Genomic DNA, 17,395 nt, shown 5'->3' on the forward strand with positions numbered 1-17,395 from the left:
GTCGGCACGCTTTGCCCAGGTTATGGCGCCGGCCCCGGGTGCTGCTGCCCCAGAAACCGCCCCGGCGGCTGCCCCACCGACTTGCGCACCATGGCGCTGAAGGCGCTCGCGCTGTAGCCCAGCTCGGCGGCGATCTGGCCCATGGGCATGCGCCCGGCGGCCAGCGACACGGCCTTGGCCAAAATGACCTGCTGGCGCCACTGGGTGAAGGTGCTGCCCAGTTCGGAGCGGAACAGCCGCGCCACGGTACGCGGGCTGGCACCCGTGTCCTGCGCCCAGTCGGCCAGGGTTTCGTGGCGCGTGGGGTCGGCCAGCACGGCCTCGCACAGGTGGCGCAGGCGCTTGTCCTGGGGCAGGTCCACGCCCAGCTTCACGGCGGCGGCGCGGGCCAGTTCGCCCCTGACCAGGGCGCTCAAATGCTGTTCACGCCGCAGGTCGGCGGGGCTGATCGCGGGGCCGCCGTCGGGCGCGGTGGGCATCTCGCGCACCAGGGCGCGCAGCAGGTCGGACACCTCCAGCACGCGGCACTGGCGCCAGGCGTCTTCCTGGTCGCGCGGCACGCCGGGGCCGCAGCGACCCCGGGGCTGGTGGAAGTACAGCGTGCGCAGGTCGGCGTCTTCGACCATGGTCACGGCATGTTCCACGCCGGGCGGAATCCACAGCGCGCGCGAAGGCGGCACTATGTAGGTGCCGTGGTTCACCGTGAGCCGGATCACACCCGTGGTCGATATCGCCACCTGCGCCCAGGGGTGGCTGTGCGGCATCACCTGCGTGTCGGCGGCCAGCCAGCGCAGCTTGGCGCGCACCGGGCGCGCTGCGGTGGGCACAAACAGCTCGGGCGTGAGCGAGTCCACATACGACAGGCCGCGCGGCTTTCCGGCCTGCGCACGCGGCACGACCTGGGCGGCAAAGTGTTCCACCGTCGGTTCGGTGGGCGCCGTAGGCACGGCGGGTCGGGTGCGCGGGTTTGGCATGTTTGCGACAAAAGTTGTCTGCCTATCGTAAACCTGCCGGGGCCACCCTGCCTAAGATCAGCCCCATGACCGCTTCCTCTTCCTCTGGCACCCTCGCCAACCCTGTCCCGTTGCGACAGGACGCCCGCACCATCGGCCTCGTCGGCCTGGCCCATGGCAGCTCGCATTTCTTCCACATGCTGCTTCCGCCGCTGTTTCCGTGGCTGATCGGCGAGTTCGGCTTCAGCTACTCCGAGCTGGGCCTGCTGGTGTCGGTGTTTTTTGTGATCTCGGGCGTGGGCCAGGCGCTGTCAGGCTTCATCGTGGACCGCGTGGGCGCGCGGCCGGTGATGTTTTTTGCGCTGTCGAGTTTTGCGGCGGCAGGCCTTGCGGCGGGCACGGCGCAGGGCTACTGGGGGCTGCTGCTGGCGGCCGCGCTGGCTGGGCTGGGCAACGCGCCGTTCCACCCGGTGGACTTCACGATCCTGAACAAACGCGTGTCGCCCCAGCGCCTGGGGCACGGCTTTTCGGTGCACGGCATCAGCGGCAACCTGGGCTGGGCCACGGCGCCGGTGTTCATGGCGGGCATTGCCACGGCCACGGGCTCGTGGCGCACGGCCTGCCTGTGCGGGGGGCTGTTCGCCCTGGTGGTGCTGGCCATCATGGTCTGGAACCGCGATGCGCTGGACGACCGCCAGGGTGTCTGGGCGCACCAGGGCAAAGGCGGGGCAGGGGCGGCCAAGCCCGAGCACCCCATGGCCTTCCTCAAGCTGCCTTCGGTGTGGCTGTGTTTCTCGTTCTTTTTCTGGAGCACCTGCGCGCTGAGCGCCATCCAGAGTTTCGCCAGCCCCGCGCTGCAGTCCATGTACGGCCTGCCGCTCAACATCACGGCCATGGTGGTCACGGGCTACATGCTGTGTGGCGCGGCCGGCATGCTGGTGGGTGGGTTCCTGGTGGGGCGTGTGCAGCGGCTGGAGAAGATCATCTCGGTGTGCCTGCTGGGCTCGGCCGCGCTGCTGGTGCTGGTGGCCCTGGGCTTCCTGCCCGGCATGGCGGCGGTGGTGGTGGCCTCGGTGGCCGGGCTGGGCACGGGCCTGGCGGGCCCCTCGCGCGACATGCTCATCAAGCGCGCTGCCCCGCCCGGCGCCACGGGCCGGGTGTATGGCACGGTGTATTCGGGCCTGGACCTGGGCTTTTGCCTCGCAGCCCCCGCGTTTGGCGCCATGCTGGACCATGGCATGACCTCGGGCATCTTCTACGGCTCGGCCTTCACGCTGGTGCTGAGTGTGGTGTCGGCAGCGCTGGTGGGTGTGGGCGTGGCGGCACGGGCCGCGCGGCCCTTGGCAACCGCTGCCTGATCGGGAGAGGTGAAGCGCTCTCTCGTTGGTGGATCGTCGGTGGGGCATCCATCAATGGGCCGGGTGTGCCGGGGCTTCTGCGTGCGCGCCAACAGGCTTGGCGGGCTTGTGTTGCAATCGCTGCGACTGCGCGGGGGCCTTTGCATGGCCTGCAACGCGCAGCCCTCACACCACTTCCAGGACCCCCCATGACCTCACCCCTCTACAACGCCAGCATTCCCGTGTTCCGCCAGATGCTGGGCTCGCTCAAAGACATCCTGGCCAAGACCGAGGCCCATGCCACGGCGCGCAAGATCGAGCCCGATGCCTTGCTGCAGGCGCGGCTGTTCCCCGACATGTTCCCCCTGGCGCGCCAGGTGCTGATTGCCTGCGACTTCGCCAAGGGCGTGGCCGCGCGCCTGGCCGGGGTGGAGGTGCCGTCCTTCCCCGACGCCGAGCGCCCCGGTTTTGCCGAGCTGAATGAGCGCATCGCCACCGTGCTGGCGTTCATCGAAGGCCTGCCGCAGGCTGCATTTGCCGATGCCGCCACGCGCGCCATCACCATCCAGCCCGGCACGCCGCGCGAAAAGCAGTTTGTGGGCGAGCACTACCTGCTGCACTACGGCCTGCCGCAGTTCTTCTTCCACGTGAACGCGACCTACGCCATTGCGCGGCATAACGGCGTGGAACTGGGCAAGCGCGACTACATGGGCCAGTATTGATCCGGGCCATCGCGCAGGCGGCCACGACCCGGTGTGGCTACTGCGCGTAGTTCAGCGGCAGCGCGGTGGTGAACTTGATTTCCTCCATCGCAAAACTCGAACTCACGTCCGACAGCGCCACCGCCTGCGTGAGCCGCTTGTAGACCGCGTCGTAGGCGCGGATGTCGGGCACCACCACGCGCAGCAGGTAGTCCACGTCGCCGCTCATGCGGTAGAACTCCACGATCTCGGGGATGCCCATCACCACGTCGCGCAGGGTGTCGAACCACTGCTGGTGGTGTTGGCTGGTTTTCACGGCCACAAATACCGTCACGCCCACATTCACCTTGCGCGGGTCCACCAGGGCCACATGGCGGGTGATATAGCCCTTCTCCCGCAGCCACTGGATGCGCCGCCAGCAGGGTGTGTTGGAAAGGTGCACGGCATCGGCCAACTCGGCCAGCGGCGTCTCGGCGTTCTGCTGCAGCATCGCCAGCAGCTGGCGGTCAATGGAATCCAGATTCTGTTTCACGGCAAATAAGAAAAATCGTTTCTCGTATTTGGCGATATACGGGGCATAAAAGCAAAATGATTTTCATGCCTGTGTCACATACTGGACGGGCGTTTCTGGCACGGAATCTGCGGTCTGTGCCTGCAGCTCCGGGGCCTGCATCCACCGTGGTGCGGCGTGTTTTGCGCCCGATGGCCCGTGTTCCCCTCCCCTTCCTTTTCTTCCAAGGACTTCATCCATGACGGCTTCTGTTTTTCGACGCAAACCCTATGCCCTGGGCCTGAGCATCGCCGCACTGGCGGTGCTGGCGGCCTGTGGCGGCAGCGATGGCCCCAACACGCCGGTGGCGACGCCCGAACCCGTCGAGCAGTACGTGCCGCCCGAGCCGCCCTCGGGCTACACGCCCAAGGCCATCAGCTATGCCAACAAGGACATGGTGGCGGCGGCGAACCCGCTGGCGGTGAAGGCGGGCGTGGACATCCTGGCCAAGGGCGGCACGGCCACCGACGCTGCGATTGCCGTGCAGATGGTGCTGAACCTGGTGGAGCCGCAGTCGTCGGGCATTGGGGGCGGCGCCTTCATGCTGCACTTTGACAAGGGCGCCAACAAGCTGCTGGCCTACGATGGCCGCGAGACCGCCCCCAAGGCCGCCACGCCCAACCTCTTCATCGGCGCCGATGGGAAGCCGCTGGCGTTTCTGGCGGCGGTGGACGGTGGCCTGTCGGTGGGCACGCCGGGTGTGCTGCGCATGCTCGAAGCCGCCCACAAGGCCCATGGCAAGCTGCCGTGGAAGGACCTGTTCGAGCCCGCCATCAAGCTCAGCGAAGAAGGCTTTGCGATCTCGCCGCGCATGAGCGTGTCGATTGCCGGGTCGGCAGCGCGCATCAAGGCCCAGGGCGAGCCCGGTGCGAGCTACTTCCTCAACGCCGACGGCACGGCCAAGGCGGCGGGCACCTTGCTCAAGAACCCCGAACTCGCGGCCACCCTCCGGGCCATTGCAGCGGGCGGTGCCGACGCGTTCTACAAGGGCGATATTGCCAAGGACATCGTGGCCAAGGTCAGCGGCCACCCCACCAACCCCGGCAAGCTCGCGCTCGATGACCTGAGCGGCTACACCCCCAAGGTGCGCGAGCCCGTGTGCGGCGTCTACCGCGTGCAATACCGCGTGTGTGGCATGCCCGCGCCCAGCTCGGGCGGCATTGCGGTGCTGCAGACCCTGGGCCTGCTGCAGGGCTTTGACCTGGCGGCCATGAAGCCCAACACGCTGGACTCGGTGCACCTGGTGTCCGAGGCCTATCGCCTGGCCTATGCCGACCGCGCGCTGTATGTGGCCGACCCCGACTTCGTGAGCGTGCCCCAGGCCGGCCTGATCAACGCCGACTACCTCAAGGAGCGCGCCAAGCTCATCAGCATGAGCAAGAGCATCGGCACGCCCGTGGCGGGCACACCACCGGGTGTGAGTGGCGCCAAGGGGCGGGACAACTCGCTGGCCCTGCCATCGACCACCCACCTGTCCATCATCGACAACGCAGGCAATGCGGTGTCCATGACCACCACGATCGAAAACGGCTTTGGCAGCCTGCAGATGGTGCGCGGCTTCTTGTTGAACAACCAGCTCACCGACTTCTCGTTCACGGCCACCGATGCGGCGGGCAACCCCATTGCCAACAGCGTGCAGCCCGGCAAGCGCCCGCGCAGCTCCATGGCGCCCACCATCATCTTCAATGCCGCTACAGGTGATCTGGAGGGTGTGGTTGGCTCGCCCGGCGGCAGCGCCATCATCCAGTACACCACCAAGACCATCCTGGGCATGACGGACTGGGGCCTGAATGTGCAGCAAGCCATCAACCTGCCCAACTTTGGCGCGCAGACCAATGCCACCACATCCGTCGAAAAGGGCTCGGTGATCGACACCGCCGCCATCCGCGACGGCCTGAAGGCGCGCGGCCACACCGTGGCGCAGACCGACACCTTCACCAGCGGCCTGCATGGCGCGGTGTTCAACGGCCTGCGGTCCAATGGCAATGCGGGCCTGCTGTCGCGCAACCCAGGTGCAGGCACCTATGCCGGTGGCGCCGACCCCCGCCGCGAGGGGATTGCGCAGGGCAACAACTGACCCGCGCTGTGGTGATGTTGTGATGATTGGCGGCCGCACCCGAACCGGTGCAGCGCCGATGCAGGAAGAGGCTGCCGGGTGGACTACCGGGCAGCCTTTTTTTGTGGAGGCTCCGTGACCGCCACCGGGTGTGGTTCGCCTGCCAGTGCGCGCAGCAGGGTGGTGAACGTCGCCGTGGGGCCCACGTTGTCCTCGGCGCGGTAGACCAGGGTCAGCGGCACATCCAGTCGCCCGCCATCCACCAGCGGCCGGTAGGCAATCGCATGCCGGTGCACGCCCAGCATGGACGACGGCACCACGGAGATGCCCGTGCCTGCCGCCACCAGGTTCAGGTTGGTCAGCATGCGCGCCACCTCGGCCACCACGCGGGGGCGCACGCCTTGCTCGGCACACAGCGCCAGCAGGTTGGCATACAGGCCGGGCGCGCCCGGGCGGCGCACCAGGATCATGGGCTCGCCCTCCAGGTCGGCAATCTCAACAGGCAGCGGTTTTCCGCGTCGCTGGCGTTGTGCCAGTGGGTGATCGATGGGCAGGGCCACCATGGCGGGCTCGTGCTGCAGGGTCTCGAACACCAGGCCCGCAGGCCGCGCCACGGGCACGCGCAGCAGGCCACAGTGCAGGCGGCCATCGGCCACGGCCTCGGTGATTTCGGCGGCGTTGTTTTCGCCAATCTCCAATACGAGGCCGGGGTGGCGCGCGCGGCACTCCCGCAGGGCGAACGGGGTGAATTCATGGGCGGCGGCCGAGCTGGTGAAGGCGATCACGAGCCGCCCGGTCTTGCCCTCGGCCAGCAGCTGCATGCGGCTTTGCAGTGCGTCGAAGTCATGCACCAGTCGGGCGGCATCCGCCTGGAGGGCATGCCCGGCCTCGGTCAGGGTGACGCCCTTGGCGTGGCGCTTGAACAGCACCAGGCCCACCGTGTTTTCCAGGGCCTTGATCTGTTGGCTCAGCGGCGGCTGGGCCATGCCCAGCAGCTCGGCCGCACGGGTCATGTGCCCGGCCTCGGCCACGGCCAGAAAGTAGCGCAACTGGCGGATGTCCATGTCAGTGCCTGCGGGTGGCTGGGAGGGTGGTCATATGCAAATCGTATCGCCAGGGCCATTTTTGCCTATTTGACGTATTGGAAGCCGGTTTCTACGATGCAGCGGCATCCGGCTCGCACCCCAAGAACTTTTCAGGAGACACCCCCGCCATGACTGCACTGCAGCCCCATTCCCTGCCACCCCTTTTGCCTCTTTTGCCCCGAGGGCCCCGCTGGGCCCTCGCGGGCCTGGCCTGCCTGGCGATGGCGGCCTGCGCACCCATGGCCACCACCCCCCCGCCTGCCACCACAGCCGAGGCAGCGCCCGTGGCGGCGGCCTGCCCCAAGGATGTGGCTGCCATCGCCCGCTGCCTTGCGGGCCAGGACTCGGCCGGGGCCTACTACCTCATCGCCATTCCGCAGAAGTGGAACGGCCACCTGGTGCTGCACGCGCACGGCGGGCCCACGCTGGGCGCGCCCAAGGCCGAGCGTGCGGTGGAGGACCTGGAGCGTTGGTCCATCATGGTCCGCGCGGGGTATGCCTGGGCGGGCAGCACCTTCCGCCAGGGCGGGGTGGAAGTGCGTTCCGCTGCCGAGGACACCGAGCGCCTGCGCCAGATCTTTGTGCAGCATGTGGCCCAGCCGCAGCGCACCGTTTTGCACGGCCAGTCGTGGGGCGCCAGTGTGGCGGCCAAAGGGGCCGAGATGTTCCAGCGCACGGCCGATGGAAAACGCCCCTACGACGCCGTGCTGCTGACCAGCGGCGTGCTCGCGGGCGGCACGCGCTCGTACGACTTCCGCACCGACCTGCGCGTGGTCTACCAGTACCTCTGCAACAACCACCCGCGGCCCACCGAGGCGCAGTACCCGCTGAACACCGGCCTGCCGCGCGATGCCGCAATGACCCAGGCTGACCTGGCGGCGCGCATCAACGAATGCCTGGCGCTGAACAAGCCCGTGGCCGAGCGCACGTCCGAGCAGCAGCGCAGGGTGCAGACCCTCGTCGATGTGATCCGCATCCCGGCCAGTTCCATCCCGGGCCACATGAACTGGGCGACCTTCCACTACCGCGACGTGGTGCAGCACCGCACCGGGGGCGCGAGTCCGTTTGGCAATGTGGGAGCGGTCTACAAGGGCTCGCCGGACGATGCGGCGCTCAATGCGGGTGTGCTGCGCTACCGCGCCGACCCGCAGGCCGTGGCGCGTTTTGCCGCAGACACGGACCCGACGGGCCAGATCCCCGTGCCCGTGCTCACCGTGAAAGGCGTGGACGACCCCACGGCCTTTGTCGAGCTGGATGCGCAGTTCAAGGCCACGATGGACAAGGCGGGCAGCGGCGCGCGCCTGGTGCAGACCTTCACGCGCCACAGCGGCCACAGCTACCTGAGCGACCCCACCTATCCCACGCTGATGGCGGCGCTGCTGCGCTGGGTAAATGAAGGCGAGGGCGCCAAGCCCACGCCCGCAGGCATCGCCCAGCAATGCCCTGCCTACGAGGCCGAATTTGGCAAGGGCTGCGCCTTCTTGCCTGCCTATGTGCCAGCGCCGCTGGCCAGCCGGGTGGTGGACCGCGACCGGCCGTGACGCCTCCGGCCTAAAGGGCCGACCGGTGGCCGCAACGGTGCCAACGACCCCATCGGTGCCACCCAAAAGAAAGGGGCCCCGCATTGCGGCGGGGCCCTTTTGTTGTTTGCTATTGAATATATAGCTATATGGGCAATGTGGTCGCGCGGTGGGGGCCATTTTGATGCCTGAAACCCACCAGCGGACCCCTTGCGCTGTTGCTGAGCGCCTCCGGCAAGCCCAGGCGCCCAGCAACCCAGCGGCTCACGCCACCGCTCACTTCACCGTGTTGAGCGCCTCGTTCAGCGTCTTGCTGGGGCGCATCACGGCGTCCAGCTTGGTGACATCGGGCATGTAGTAGCCACCGATGTCGGTGGGCTGGCCCTGCACGGCGTTCAGCTCGTCCACGATCTTCTGCTCGTTCGCGGTGAGCAGCTTGGCCAGGGGCGCGAACTTGGCGGCCAGGTCAGCATCTGCCGTTTGCGCGGCCAGTTCCTGGGCCCAGTACATGGCCAGGTAGAACTGGCTGCCCCGGTTGTCCAGCTGGCCGGTCTTGGGCGAGGGGTTCTTGTTGTTGTCGAGCAGCTTGCCCGTGGCGGCGTCCAGCGTCTGGGCGAGGATCTTGGCCTTGGCGTTGCCCGTTTTCAGGCCCAGGTCTTCCAGCGACACGGCCAGCGCGAGGAACTCACCCAGCGAATCCCAGCGCAGGTGGTTTTCTTCCACCAGCTGCTGCACATGCTTGGGGGCCGAGCCGCCCGCACCCGTTTCGTACATGCCGCCACCGGCCATCAGCGGCACGATGGACAGCATCTTGGCCGAGGTGCCCAGTTCCATGATGGGGAACAGGTCGGTCAGGTAGTCGCGCAGGATGTTGCCGGTGGCGCTGATAGTGTCCAGGCCACGGATCACGCGCTCCAGCGTGTAGCGCATTGCACGCACCTGGCTCATGATCTGGATGTCCAGGCCGGTGGTGTTGTGCTCGTGCAGGTACATCTTGACCTTGGTGATCAGCTGCGCTTCGTGCGGACGGTACGAGTCGAGCCAGAACACCACGGGCATGCCGGAGTTGCGCGCGCGGTTCACGGCCAGCTTCACCCAGTCGCGGATCGCGGCGTCCTTCACCTGGCACATGCGCCAGATGTCGCCTTGCTCCACGTTCTGGCTCAGCAGCACTTCGCCCGTGGCCAGGTCGGTGATGTTGGCCACGCCGTCTTCGGGGATCTCGAAGGTCTTGTCGTGCGAACCGTACTCTTCGGCCTGCTGCGCCATCAGGCCCACGTTGGGCACCGTGCCCATGGTCTTGGGGTCGAACGCGCCGTGCCACTTGCAGAAGTTGATGATCTCCTGGTAGATGCGGGCGAAGGTGGATTCGGGCATCACGGCCTTCACATCCTTCAGGCGGCCGTTGGCGTCCCACATCTTGCCGCCGTTGCGGATCATCGCGGGCATGGAGGCGTCCACGATGATGTCGTTGGGCGAGTGGAAGTTGGTGATGCCCTTGGCGGAATCGACCATGGCCAGCTCGGGGCGGTGCTCGTGGCAGGCGTGCAGGTCGCGCTTGATCTCGTCGCGCTGGCTTTGGGGCAGCGTTTCGATCTTGCTGTACAGATCGACCATGCCGTTGTTCACGTTCACGCCCAGCTCCTCAAAGGTCTTGGCGTGTTTGGCGAACGCATCCTTGTAGAAGATGCGCACGCAGTGGCCGAACACGATGGGGTGCGACACCTTCATCATCGTGGCCTTCACGTGCAGCGAGAACATCACGCCGGTCTTGCGCGCGTCTTCGATCTCCTTTTCGTAGAAGGCCAGCAGCGCCTTCTTGCTCATGAACATGCTGTCGATCACTTCGCGGTCGAGCAGGCTGACCTTGGGCTTGAGGATGATGGTCTTGCCGCTCTTGGTGATCAGCTCCATCTTCACGTCACGGGCGCGGTCCAGCGTCATGGACTTTTCGCCGTGGTAGAAGTCGCCCGCGTGCATGTGCGACACATGCGAGCGCGATGCCTGGCTCCACTCGGCCATGCTGTGCGGGTTCTTGCGTGCGTATTCCTTCACGGCCTTGGGGGCGCGGCGGTCGGAGTTGCCTTCGCGCAGCACGGGGTTCACGGCGGAGCCGATGCACTTGCCGTAGCGCGCCTTGATTTCCTTTTCCTTGTCGTCCTTGGGCTGATCGGGGTAGTCGGGCAGGGCATAGCCCTTGGCCTGCAGTTCGGCGATGGCCGCCTTGAGCTGCGAGACAGATGCGCTGATGTTGGGCAGCTTGATGATGTTGGCATCGGGCTGCAGCGTCTTCTTGCCCAGCTCGGCCAGGGTGTTGGGCACGCGCTGATCTTCCTTTAGGAACTCGGGGAATTCACCCAGCACACGGGCGGCCACCGAGATGTCGGACTCCACCACGTTGATGCCCGCTGGCGCGGCAAACGTGCGGATCAGGGGCAGGAAGGAAGCCGTGGCCAGACGGGGGGCTTCGTCGGTCAGGGTGTAGATGATGGTGGGTTGCTGGGTCGTCATGGCTTGTCTCACGAAACAGAGTATGTAAATGCCCCCGGCTGGGTCACAGCGGGGCCAAACGCGGATGCTCTCTGATTCTCCTTGCTCGGGGCTGTCTGGAACCCCTGTTTTTGCAATCGAATCTCACAATGCAAAATTATCATAAGCCCGGGGCACTTTTTTTCACCAAATAGGTGGTAATCACCCTGCGGCGCTCTGCAGTTTGACCGCGTTGGCGGCAGCGCGCCACCCCCTGTACACCCTATGAAAGGCCCCCTGGAACAGCCACCACGCGGCCAGGCAGGACGGCAAACCGCGCCCAGCGCGTGGGCAGCGTATCGGGCGCCGTGCCGGTGAAGGCCCCGAAGGCGGGCAGGACCAACTGCCCATCTCCCCAGCCAAAGCAGGGCGCCCGCAGCGCATCCCGCGCCGGGCCGCGCAGCCGCAGCGTGGGGTGCAGGTGCCCGGCGATCACCGTGTGCCCTGCCACCGCCTGCGGGTGGTGGCAGGCCAGCACCGGCGCATCGGCACAGGGCAACCAGGGCTCGTTGACCAGCGCCAGAGCCAGCGCGGCCGGCGGGTCGCCCGCGTGCTGGTCGTGGTTGCCGCGCACCAGGGTCATCGCCACATGCGCATGGCGTTGGCGCCAGGGCAGCAACTGCTGCCACAGCGCATCGGCCGCGCCGCTGCGCGCGTGCAGAAAGTCGCCCAGAAACACCAGGTGGTCGGCACCGGTGGCAGCGAGCACCGCATCCAGCCGCGCCAGGTTGTCGGCCGTGGTGCCGTGTGGCACGGGCTGGCCCGCGCGGCGGAAGGTGGCCGCCTTGCCGAAATGCACATCCGCCACCATCACCATGCGCGCCGCGGGCCACCACAGCGCACGCTGGGGCAGCAGCTGCAGGGCGGTGCCGCAGGGCAGGGTGATGGCGTGCGCACCGGCGGGGGGTATGGGGAGGGCCAGCGAGGTCATGGGGCTCAGAATCCGTGGCGTCTGCGGGTGCGGCGAGGGCTGTCCCCGGCCGGGTCTCGGCGCGTGCGCCGTGCCGAGGTGGCGGAGCCTTCAGGGAGGTCCCACGCCATGTCCGTGGATTGCACAGGGTGCTGCGCCAGGTGGGTGCCCGTGGTGGCGTCGGCCGCCTGCTCCAGCGCCTGCACCATGCGCGCCAGCCGGTCGGCCAGGGTCTCGGTGCTCAGCCGCTCGCGAAAGCGCTCCACCATCAGCGGCAGGGCGAATGGGGTGGGGCGTTCCAGCGCGTGGATGGACAGGGTCTGTGCCTGCATGCCGCGCAGCGTGTGCGCCAGGCGGTCCATGTCCAGTTCGTTGGTCAGCAGCTCGGCACGGGCCTGGGCCAGCAGCAGGTTGCCCGGGTCGTACTGCGCAAACACGTCGTAGTACAGCGACGACGAGGCCTGCAGCTGGCGGCTGCTGCGCTGCTCGCCCGGGTGGCTTTGAAAGATGAGCCCGGCAATGCGCGCGATCTCGCGAAAGCGCCGGCGCGCCATCTCGGTCGCGTTCAGGCTGGCCAGCACTTCCTCTTCGAGCCCGCTACCAATCGTGGTGTGCGTGCCCTCGCCGATCAGGCGCGGCAGCAGCGTGGGCCAGTCCACGGGCTTGGCCGACAGCAGCTCCAGACCGTAGTCATTGACCGCGATGGAGAAGGTGTTGGGAACCTGCTGCGACGCGCGCCAGCCCAGCAGCCCGGCCAGGCCCAGGTGCACCAGGCGCCCCGCCAGCGGGTACAGGTACAGGTGCCAGCCCTCGCGCGTGTGCAGGGTCTCGGCCACCAGGCGGCTGGGTGTGGGCAGGGCCGACCAGGCCTGCTGCAGCGCCAGCAGCGGCTGGGCGCTGCGCATCTCGGGCGTGGAGAACTCGCCGCGCTCGGCCTGCGCCAGCTGCTCCAGCATCGCATCGGCCAGCGTGTTCGACAGCGGCATGCGCCCGCCGCTCCAGCGCGGCAGGGCGGCGCTGCCCTTGGGGGCGATGCGCACATAGGCCGTCATCTGCTGGGTGCGCACCAGCTCCAGCAGCCGGCCTGCAAACATGAACACATCGCCCTTGCGCAGCCGCGCGATGAAACTCTCTTCGACCGAGCCCAGGCGCCCACCGCTCACAAACTGCACCTGCATGGCGGCGTCGCTCACGATGGTGCCGATGTTGCTGCGGTGGCGGCGCGCCAGGCGCGCATCGGGCACGCGCCACACGCCCTCGTCGTCCGGCACCACGCGGTGAAAGTCCGGGTAGGTGGCCAGCGATGCGCCGCCCTGGCGCACGAACTGCAGCGCCCACTGCCAGTCGCTGTCGGCCAAGGCAGCGTAGGCCGGGGCGCGGCGCACTTCGGCCAGCAGCACATCGGGCACAAAGCCGCCGCCCAGCGCCATGGTCACCAGGTGCTGCACCAGCACATCGAGCGGCGCACGCGGCGTGTGCCGGTCCTCAATGCGGCCCTGCGCCAGTGCGTGGCGCGCAGCGGCTGCCTCCACCAGCTCCAGGCTGTGCGTGGGCACCAGCGTGATGCTGGAGCTGCGCCCCGGCGCATGGCCCGAGCGGCCCGCACGCTGCACCAGCCGCGCCACGCCCTTGGCCGAACCGATCTGCAGCACCTGCTCCACCGGCAAAAAGTCCACGCCCAGGTCCAGGCTCGATGTGCACACCACGGCCTTGAGCTGCCCGGCCTTGAGGCCTTGCTCCACCCAGTCGCGCACCTCATGCCCCAGCGACCCGTGGTGCAGTGCGATGGTGCCGGCCCAGTCGGGCCGTGCCTCCAGCAGCGCCTGGTACCACCGCTCCGCTTGCGACCGGGTGTTGGTGAACACCAAGGTGGACGCCGCCGCTTCGATCGACTGCACCACCTGCGGCAGCAGGCTCAGCCCCATGTGGCCCGCCCACGCAAAGCGGTCGGCTCGCGCGGGCAGCATCACCTGCACCTCCAGCCGTTTGTCGATGCGGCCCTGCACCAGCACGGCGGGCGGTGGCTGTGGCGCACCCGCCGCGCTGGGCACGGGCTGCGGCAGCAAGGTGTGCAGGGCCTCCTCCAGGTTGCCCAGCGTGGCCGACATGCCCCACACCTGCAGCGCTGGGTTCCAGCCCGACAGGCGCGCAAGCGCCAGCTGCACCTGCACGCCGCGTTTGTTGCCCACCAGCTCGTGCCACTCGTCCACCACCACCAGCCGCACGCTGGCCAGGCGCTCACGCGCATCGGCGCGCGCCAGTAGCAGCGACACGCTTTCGGGCGTGGTCACCAGCAGCGTGGGCAGACGGCGGTCTTGCGCAGCGCGCTCGCCGCTGGCGGTGTCGCCCGTGCGCAGCCCGCTGCTCCAGGTGGGGGCTAGATCGGGCAGTGGGACCTGCAGGGCGCGCAGCGAATCAGCCGCCAATGCGCGCATGGGCGTGATCCAGAGCACCGTGAGGGGTGGTGCCGCAGCGCGGCGCGTTCGGGCACTGAAGGTCGCCGCTGGAGCCCGTAGCGCTCGTTCAGCCGATCGCCCTGAGCCTGTCGAAGGGCTTGTTTCCGAGGGTGCCCCGGCTTCGACAGGCTCAGCCCGAACGGGTAGGAGGGGCGCCCAATGCTGCAGCGCGCCCAGCCACACCGCATAGGTCTTGCCCGCGCCCGTGGTGGCATGCAGCAGACCCGAGCGGCCCTCGCCCATCGCGCGCCACACGTCTTGCTGGAAGCCAAAGGGCTGCCAGCCCCGCGCCGCCATCCAGGCGGCTGCGGCACTCGGTGCCACCGGGGGCAGGGGCTTGCGCGGGCGGCGGGTGGTGCTCATGCCGCAACGTCCTGCCCTGGCAACAACGCCATCAGCGTTTGCAGGGTATCGGCCTCGGCCACGGGCTTGTCCTGTCGCCAGCGCAGCATGCGCGGAAAGCGCACCGCAATGCCGCTCTTGTGGCGCGGGCTCTTCGCAATGCCTTCAAAGCCCAGCTCAAACACCAGCGTCGCGTCCACGCTGCGCACGGGCCCGAAGCTCTCGCGCGTGGTCTTGCGGATGATGGCGTCCACCTGCGCAATCTCGGCATCCGTCAGGCCCGAATAGGCCTTGGCAAAAGGCACCAGTTGCCGCTGCGGGTCGTCCTGCGGCCCGGTCCACACGGCAAAGGTGTAGTCGGTGTAGAGGCTCGCACGGCGGCCGTGGCCGCGCTGGGCGTAGATGAGCACGGCGTCCACGCTCATGGGGTCGATCTTCCACTTCCACCACACGCCCACATCCTTGGTGCGGCCCACACCGTACTGCGCGCTGCGGTGCTTGAGCATGAAGCCCTCGGTGCCCATGCTGCGCGCGGCCTCGCGTTGGCGTGCCAGGTTGTGCCAGTCGGCGCCCTGCAGCAACTCGCTCAGGCGCAGGGCCTGGTGCGGTGCGGGTGCGATGGTGGTGTCATCAGGCTGTTGCAGCGTGGCCTCCAGCAGCGTACGGCGGGCCTGCTGCGGCTCTTGGCGCAGGTCCTGCCCGGCGTGTTCGAGCAGGTCGTAGGCCACCAGCACCACGGGCAGCTCGCGCAGCAGCTTGGGGGTCAGCGTCTTGCGACCCAGGCGCTTTTGCAGGTCGGCAAAGGGGCGGGGCTGGGGCTCGCCCGGCAGCCACACCAGGATCTCGCCATCGACCACTGTGCCGTCAGGGAGCTGCTCCATCGCGGCCTCGGCCAGTTCGGGGAAGCGGTCGGTCACCAGTTCCTCGCCGCGCGACCAGATCCACACCGCGCCCGCACGCCGCACGATCTGCGCGCGGATGCCGTCCCACTTCCACTCCACCAGCCAGTCGCCGGGCGTGCCCAGCAGTGCGGGCATCTCAGCCACAGGCTGGTTGAACGGGTGGGCCAGGAAGAACGGGTAGGGCTGGCCTGTATCGGCAGCATCTTGCGTACTGGCATCGTCGTCCACCGGCGCGATCAGCGCCTGGTAGTCGCTGGCCTGCGGCTGCCGGCCGATCTGCGTGTAGCCCATCAGCCGGTGGGCGATGCGCTTGGGGTCCAGCGCGCTCACCGTGGCCAGCGCTTGTGTCACCTGCAGGCGCGACACCCCCACGCGGAAGTTGCCGGTGATGAGCTTGAAGTACACAAAGCGCTGCTCGGGCGCCAGCCTGTCCCACTGCGTGCGCAGGCGGGCGTCGGCCTCATCGGGCGGCAGGGCGCGCAGGGGCAGCAGCTGGGCCATCCATTCGGCCAGCGTCAGTTCGGTGGGCTGGGCGGGCGGTGGCAGCAGCAACGCCAGGGTTTCGGCCAGGTCGCCCACGGCCTGGTAGCTCTCTTCAAACAGCCACTCGGGCAGGCCTGCAGCCTCTTGCGCCAGCGCCTTCAGGCGCTTCGTGGGCACCATCTGGCGGGGCTTGCCGCCTGAGAGAAAGTAGGTGGCCCAGGCCGCATCGGCGGGCGGCGCCACGCGCAGGTAAGCCACCAGCGCCGCGAGCTTGGCCGACTGCGCGGTGGTGGCGTCCAGCGCCTGGAACAGCTGGGCAAAGGCCTTCATGCCGTCCCCTCGGGTGCGGGTTCGCTGTCTGGCTCGGGTGCAGCCCCTGCATCGTCTTCGTTGTCATCGGCACCGTATTCGGTCGCGAACACCTGGGCGTCCAGCCCCTGCTCGCACAGCCAGCGAACCATCACCGTTGTGCTGCCATGGGTCACGATGATGCGCTCCGCGCCCGTGGCGCCAATGGCTTTCTGCAAGCTGGGCCAGTCGGCGTGGTCGCTCATCACAAAGCCCCGGTCCACGCCCCGGCGGCGGCGTGCGCCGCGCACCAGCATCCAGCCGCTGGCAAACGCGTCGGAGTGTTCGCCAAACCGCTTGAGCCACGGCGTGCCCGCTGCCGAGGGCGGGGCCAGCACGAGCGCGCGTTTCAGGTCGGCCTTGGTCAGGCCCGGGTCCGTCACGCGCAGCGTGGGCGGCAGGTCCACGCCCGCCGCGCGGTACACGGCGTTGAGCGGCTCCACCGCCCCATGCACCACGATGGGCCCGATGCTGGCGTCCACGCCATGCAGCAGCCGCTGCGCTTTGCCGAAGGCGTAGGCATACAGCACGCTGGCCTTGCCCGCCGCTGCATTGGCAGCCCACCAGGCATTGATGTCGGCGAACAGCACGGGTTGCGACGGCCAGCGGTAGATAGGCAGGCCGAAGGTGGATTCGGTAATGAAGGTGTGGCAGCGCACGGGCTCGAACGGCGGGCAGGTGCCATCGTCTTCCAGCTTGTAGTCGCCCGAGGCCACCCACACCTGGCCGCCATGTTCCACGCGCACCTGGGCCGACCCCAGCACATGCCCGGCCGGGTGCAGCGAAACGCGCACGCCATGGTGGTCGATGGCCTCGCCATAGGCCAGCGTCTGCAGCGCGATGTCCGCCCCCAGCCGGTTGCGCAGCGTGCCTGCGCTGCCCTCGTGCGCCAGGTAGCGGGCCGAGCCCATGCGTGCGTGGTCTGAATGGGCATGCGTGATCACGGCCCGCTCCACCGGCCGCCAGGGGTCGATGTAGAAGTCGCCGGGCGGGCAATACAGGCCTTCGGGGCGGTGGACGATGAGGTCGTTGCGGTGCATGTGGGTGGGATCGTAGGCGCCCCGCCAAAGCCGAGGTGCCACTTGGGATATCTGTGGCGCACCGGCAAAAATATGGAAGAAAATGGCCGTCTCCACGCGTCCTTTTTTGCTTATTTGCTATTTATTCAATAGCATTTTGCGCCGCAGTCTTGCTGGCCGGGCGCGCGGTGCATCGTTGGGCGG

General features: G+C 68.1%; 12 protein-coding genes. 4 read left to right on the forward strand and 8 right to left on the reverse strand.

Annotated elements, in window-relative coordinates:
• Positions 1-20 precede the first annotated feature (20 nt).
• The gene (locus CBY09_RS12665) at positions 21-974 is read right to left on the reverse strand and encodes an AraC family transcriptional regulator (protein WP_094289965.1); all 954 of its coding nucleotides are present in this window, start codon (positions 972-974) and stop codon (positions 21-23) included.
• A gap of 65 nt (positions 975-1,039) precedes the next feature.
• On the opposite strand from CBY09_RS12665, the gene CBY09_RS12670 reads away from it, so the two are divergent.
• Both CBY09_RS12670 and CBY09_RS12675 read left to right on the forward strand, forming a co-directional pair.
• On the forward strand, positions 1,040-2,311 hold the full coding sequence (locus CBY09_RS12670) for an MFS transporter (protein WP_094289966.1): 1,272 nt from the start codon (positions 1,040-1,042) through the stop codon (positions 2,309-2,311).
• A 188-nt stretch (positions 2,312-2,499) separates the two neighbouring features.
• Positions 2,500-3,012 (forward strand): DUF1993 domain-containing protein, encoded by a 513-nt coding sequence (locus CBY09_RS12675; protein WP_094289967.1) that lies wholly within the window; start codon positions 2,500-2,502, stop codon positions 3,010-3,012.
• 37 nt (positions 3,013-3,049) lie between these two features.
• On the opposite strand, the gene CBY09_RS12680 is transcribed toward CBY09_RS12675, so the two are convergent.
• Positions 3,050-3,511, reverse strand: coding sequence for an Lrp/AsnC family transcriptional regulator (locus CBY09_RS12680; protein WP_063462278.1), 462 nt, complete (start codon positions 3,509-3,511; stop codon positions 3,050-3,052).
• A gap of 229 nt (positions 3,512-3,740) precedes the next feature.
• Between CBY09_RS12680 and ggt the strand changes: the two genes are divergently transcribed.
• Positions 3,741-5,618 (forward strand): gamma-glutamyltransferase, encoded by a 1,878-nt coding sequence (gene ggt, locus CBY09_RS12685; protein WP_094289968.1) that lies wholly within the window; start codon positions 3,741-3,743, stop codon positions 5,616-5,618.
• 83 nt (positions 5,619-5,701) lie between these two features.
• Here the strand turns inward: ggt and CBY09_RS12690 are convergent, their stop codons facing one another.
• The gene (locus tag CBY09_RS12690) at positions 5,702-6,661 is read right to left on the reverse strand and encodes a LysR family transcriptional regulator (RefSeq protein WP_094289969.1); all 960 of its coding nucleotides are present in this window, start codon (positions 6,659-6,661) and stop codon (positions 5,702-5,704) included.
• Between the two features lie 260 nt (positions 6,662-6,921).
• On the opposite strand from CBY09_RS12690, the gene CBY09_RS12695 reads away from it, so the two are divergent.
• Positions 6,922-8,223 (forward strand): hypothetical protein, encoded by a 1,302-nt coding sequence (locus CBY09_RS12695; protein WP_338025252.1) that lies wholly within the window; start codon positions 6,922-6,924, stop codon positions 8,221-8,223.
• Between the two features lie 255 nt (positions 8,224-8,478).
• Here the strand turns inward: CBY09_RS12695 and CBY09_RS12700 are convergent, their stop codons facing one another.
• From CBY09_RS12700 to CBY09_RS12720, 5 genes are all read right to left on the reverse strand, one after another.
• Positions 8,479-10,713: an NADP-dependent isocitrate dehydrogenase gene (locus tag CBY09_RS12700; RefSeq protein ID WP_094289970.1), complete on the reverse strand. Its 2,235-nt coding sequence runs from the start codon at positions 10,711-10,713 to the stop codon at positions 8,479-8,481.
• A gap of 241 nt (positions 10,714-10,954) precedes the next feature.
• On the reverse strand, positions 10,955-11,662 hold the full coding sequence (pdeM, locus tag CBY09_RS12705; RefSeq protein ID WP_094289971.1) for a ligase-associated DNA damage response endonuclease PdeM: 708 nt from the start codon (positions 11,660-11,662) through the stop codon (positions 10,955-10,957).
• 5 nt (positions 11,663-11,667) lie between these two features.
• Positions 11,668-14,460 (reverse strand): ligase-associated DNA damage response DEXH box helicase, encoded by a 2,793-nt coding sequence (locus tag CBY09_RS12710; RefSeq protein WP_094289972.1) that lies wholly within the window; start codon positions 14,458-14,460, stop codon positions 11,668-11,670.
• Complete coding sequence (locus CBY09_RS12715; RefSeq protein ID WP_094289973.1) at positions 14,457-16,154, reverse strand: ATP-dependent DNA ligase; 1,698 nt, start codon at positions 16,152-16,154, stop codon at positions 14,457-14,459. The genes CBY09_RS12710 and CBY09_RS12715 overlap by 4 nt, the downstream gene beginning before the upstream one ends.
• The gene (locus CBY09_RS12720) at positions 16,151-17,212 is read right to left on the reverse strand and encodes a ligase-associated DNA damage response exonuclease (RefSeq protein ID WP_094289974.1); all 1,062 of its coding nucleotides are present in this window, start codon (positions 17,210-17,212) and stop codon (positions 16,151-16,153) included. The genes CBY09_RS12715 and CBY09_RS12720 overlap by 4 nt, the downstream gene beginning before the upstream one ends.
• Positions 17,213-17,395: the final 183 nt, after the last annotated feature.

The sequence above is a fragment of the Acidovorax kalamii genome (genome assembly GCF_002245625.1).
GTDB lineage: Bacteria > Pseudomonadota > Gammaproteobacteria > Burkholderiales > Burkholderiaceae_C > Acidovorax > Acidovorax kalamii.

What these genes read in the sequence shown, in the direction of transcription:
- CBY09_RS12665 (WP_094289965.1), bottom strand. Translation starts at nt 974, where the DNA reads ATGCCAAACCCGCGCACCCGACCCGCCGTGCCTACGGCGCCCACCGAA.
- CBY09_RS12715 (WP_094289973.1), bottom strand. Translation starts at nt 16,154, where the DNA reads ATGAAGGCCTTTGCCCAGCTGTTCCAGGCGCTGGACGCCACCACCGCG.
- CBY09_RS12710 (WP_094289972.1), bottom strand. Translation starts at nt 14,460, where the DNA reads ATGAGCACCACCCGCCGCCCGCGCAAGCCCCTGCCCCCGGTGGCACCG.
- CBY09_RS12695 (WP_338025252.1), top strand. Translation starts at nt 6,922, where the DNA reads ATGGCCACCACCCCCCCGCCTGCCACCACAGCCGAGGCAGCGCCCGTG.
- CBY09_RS12670 (WP_094289966.1), top strand. Translation starts at nt 1,040, where the DNA reads ATGACCGCTTCCTCTTCCTCTGGCACCCTCGCCAACCCTGTCCCGTTG.
- CBY09_RS12675 (WP_094289967.1), top strand. Translation starts at nt 2,500, where the DNA reads ATGACCTCACCCCTCTACAACGCCAGCATTCCCGTGTTCCGCCAGATG.
- ggt (WP_094289968.1), top strand. Translation starts at nt 3,741, where the DNA reads ATGACGGCTTCTGTTTTTCGACGCAAACCCTATGCCCTGGGCCTGAGC.
- pdeM (WP_094289971.1), bottom strand. Translation starts at nt 11,662, where the DNA reads ATGACCTCGCTGGCCCTCCCCATACCCCCCGCCGGTGCGCACGCCATC.
- CBY09_RS12690 (WP_094289969.1), bottom strand. Translation starts at nt 6,661, where the DNA reads ATGGACATCCGCCAGTTGCGCTACTTTCTGGCCGTGGCCGAGGCCGGG.
- CBY09_RS12700 (WP_094289970.1), bottom strand. Translation starts at nt 10,713, where the DNA reads ATGACGACCCAGCAACCCACCATCATCTACACCCTGACCGACGAAGCC.
- CBY09_RS12720 (WP_094289974.1), bottom strand. Translation starts at nt 17,212, where the DNA reads ATGCACCGCAACGACCTCATCGTCCACCGCCCCGAAGGCCTGTATTGC.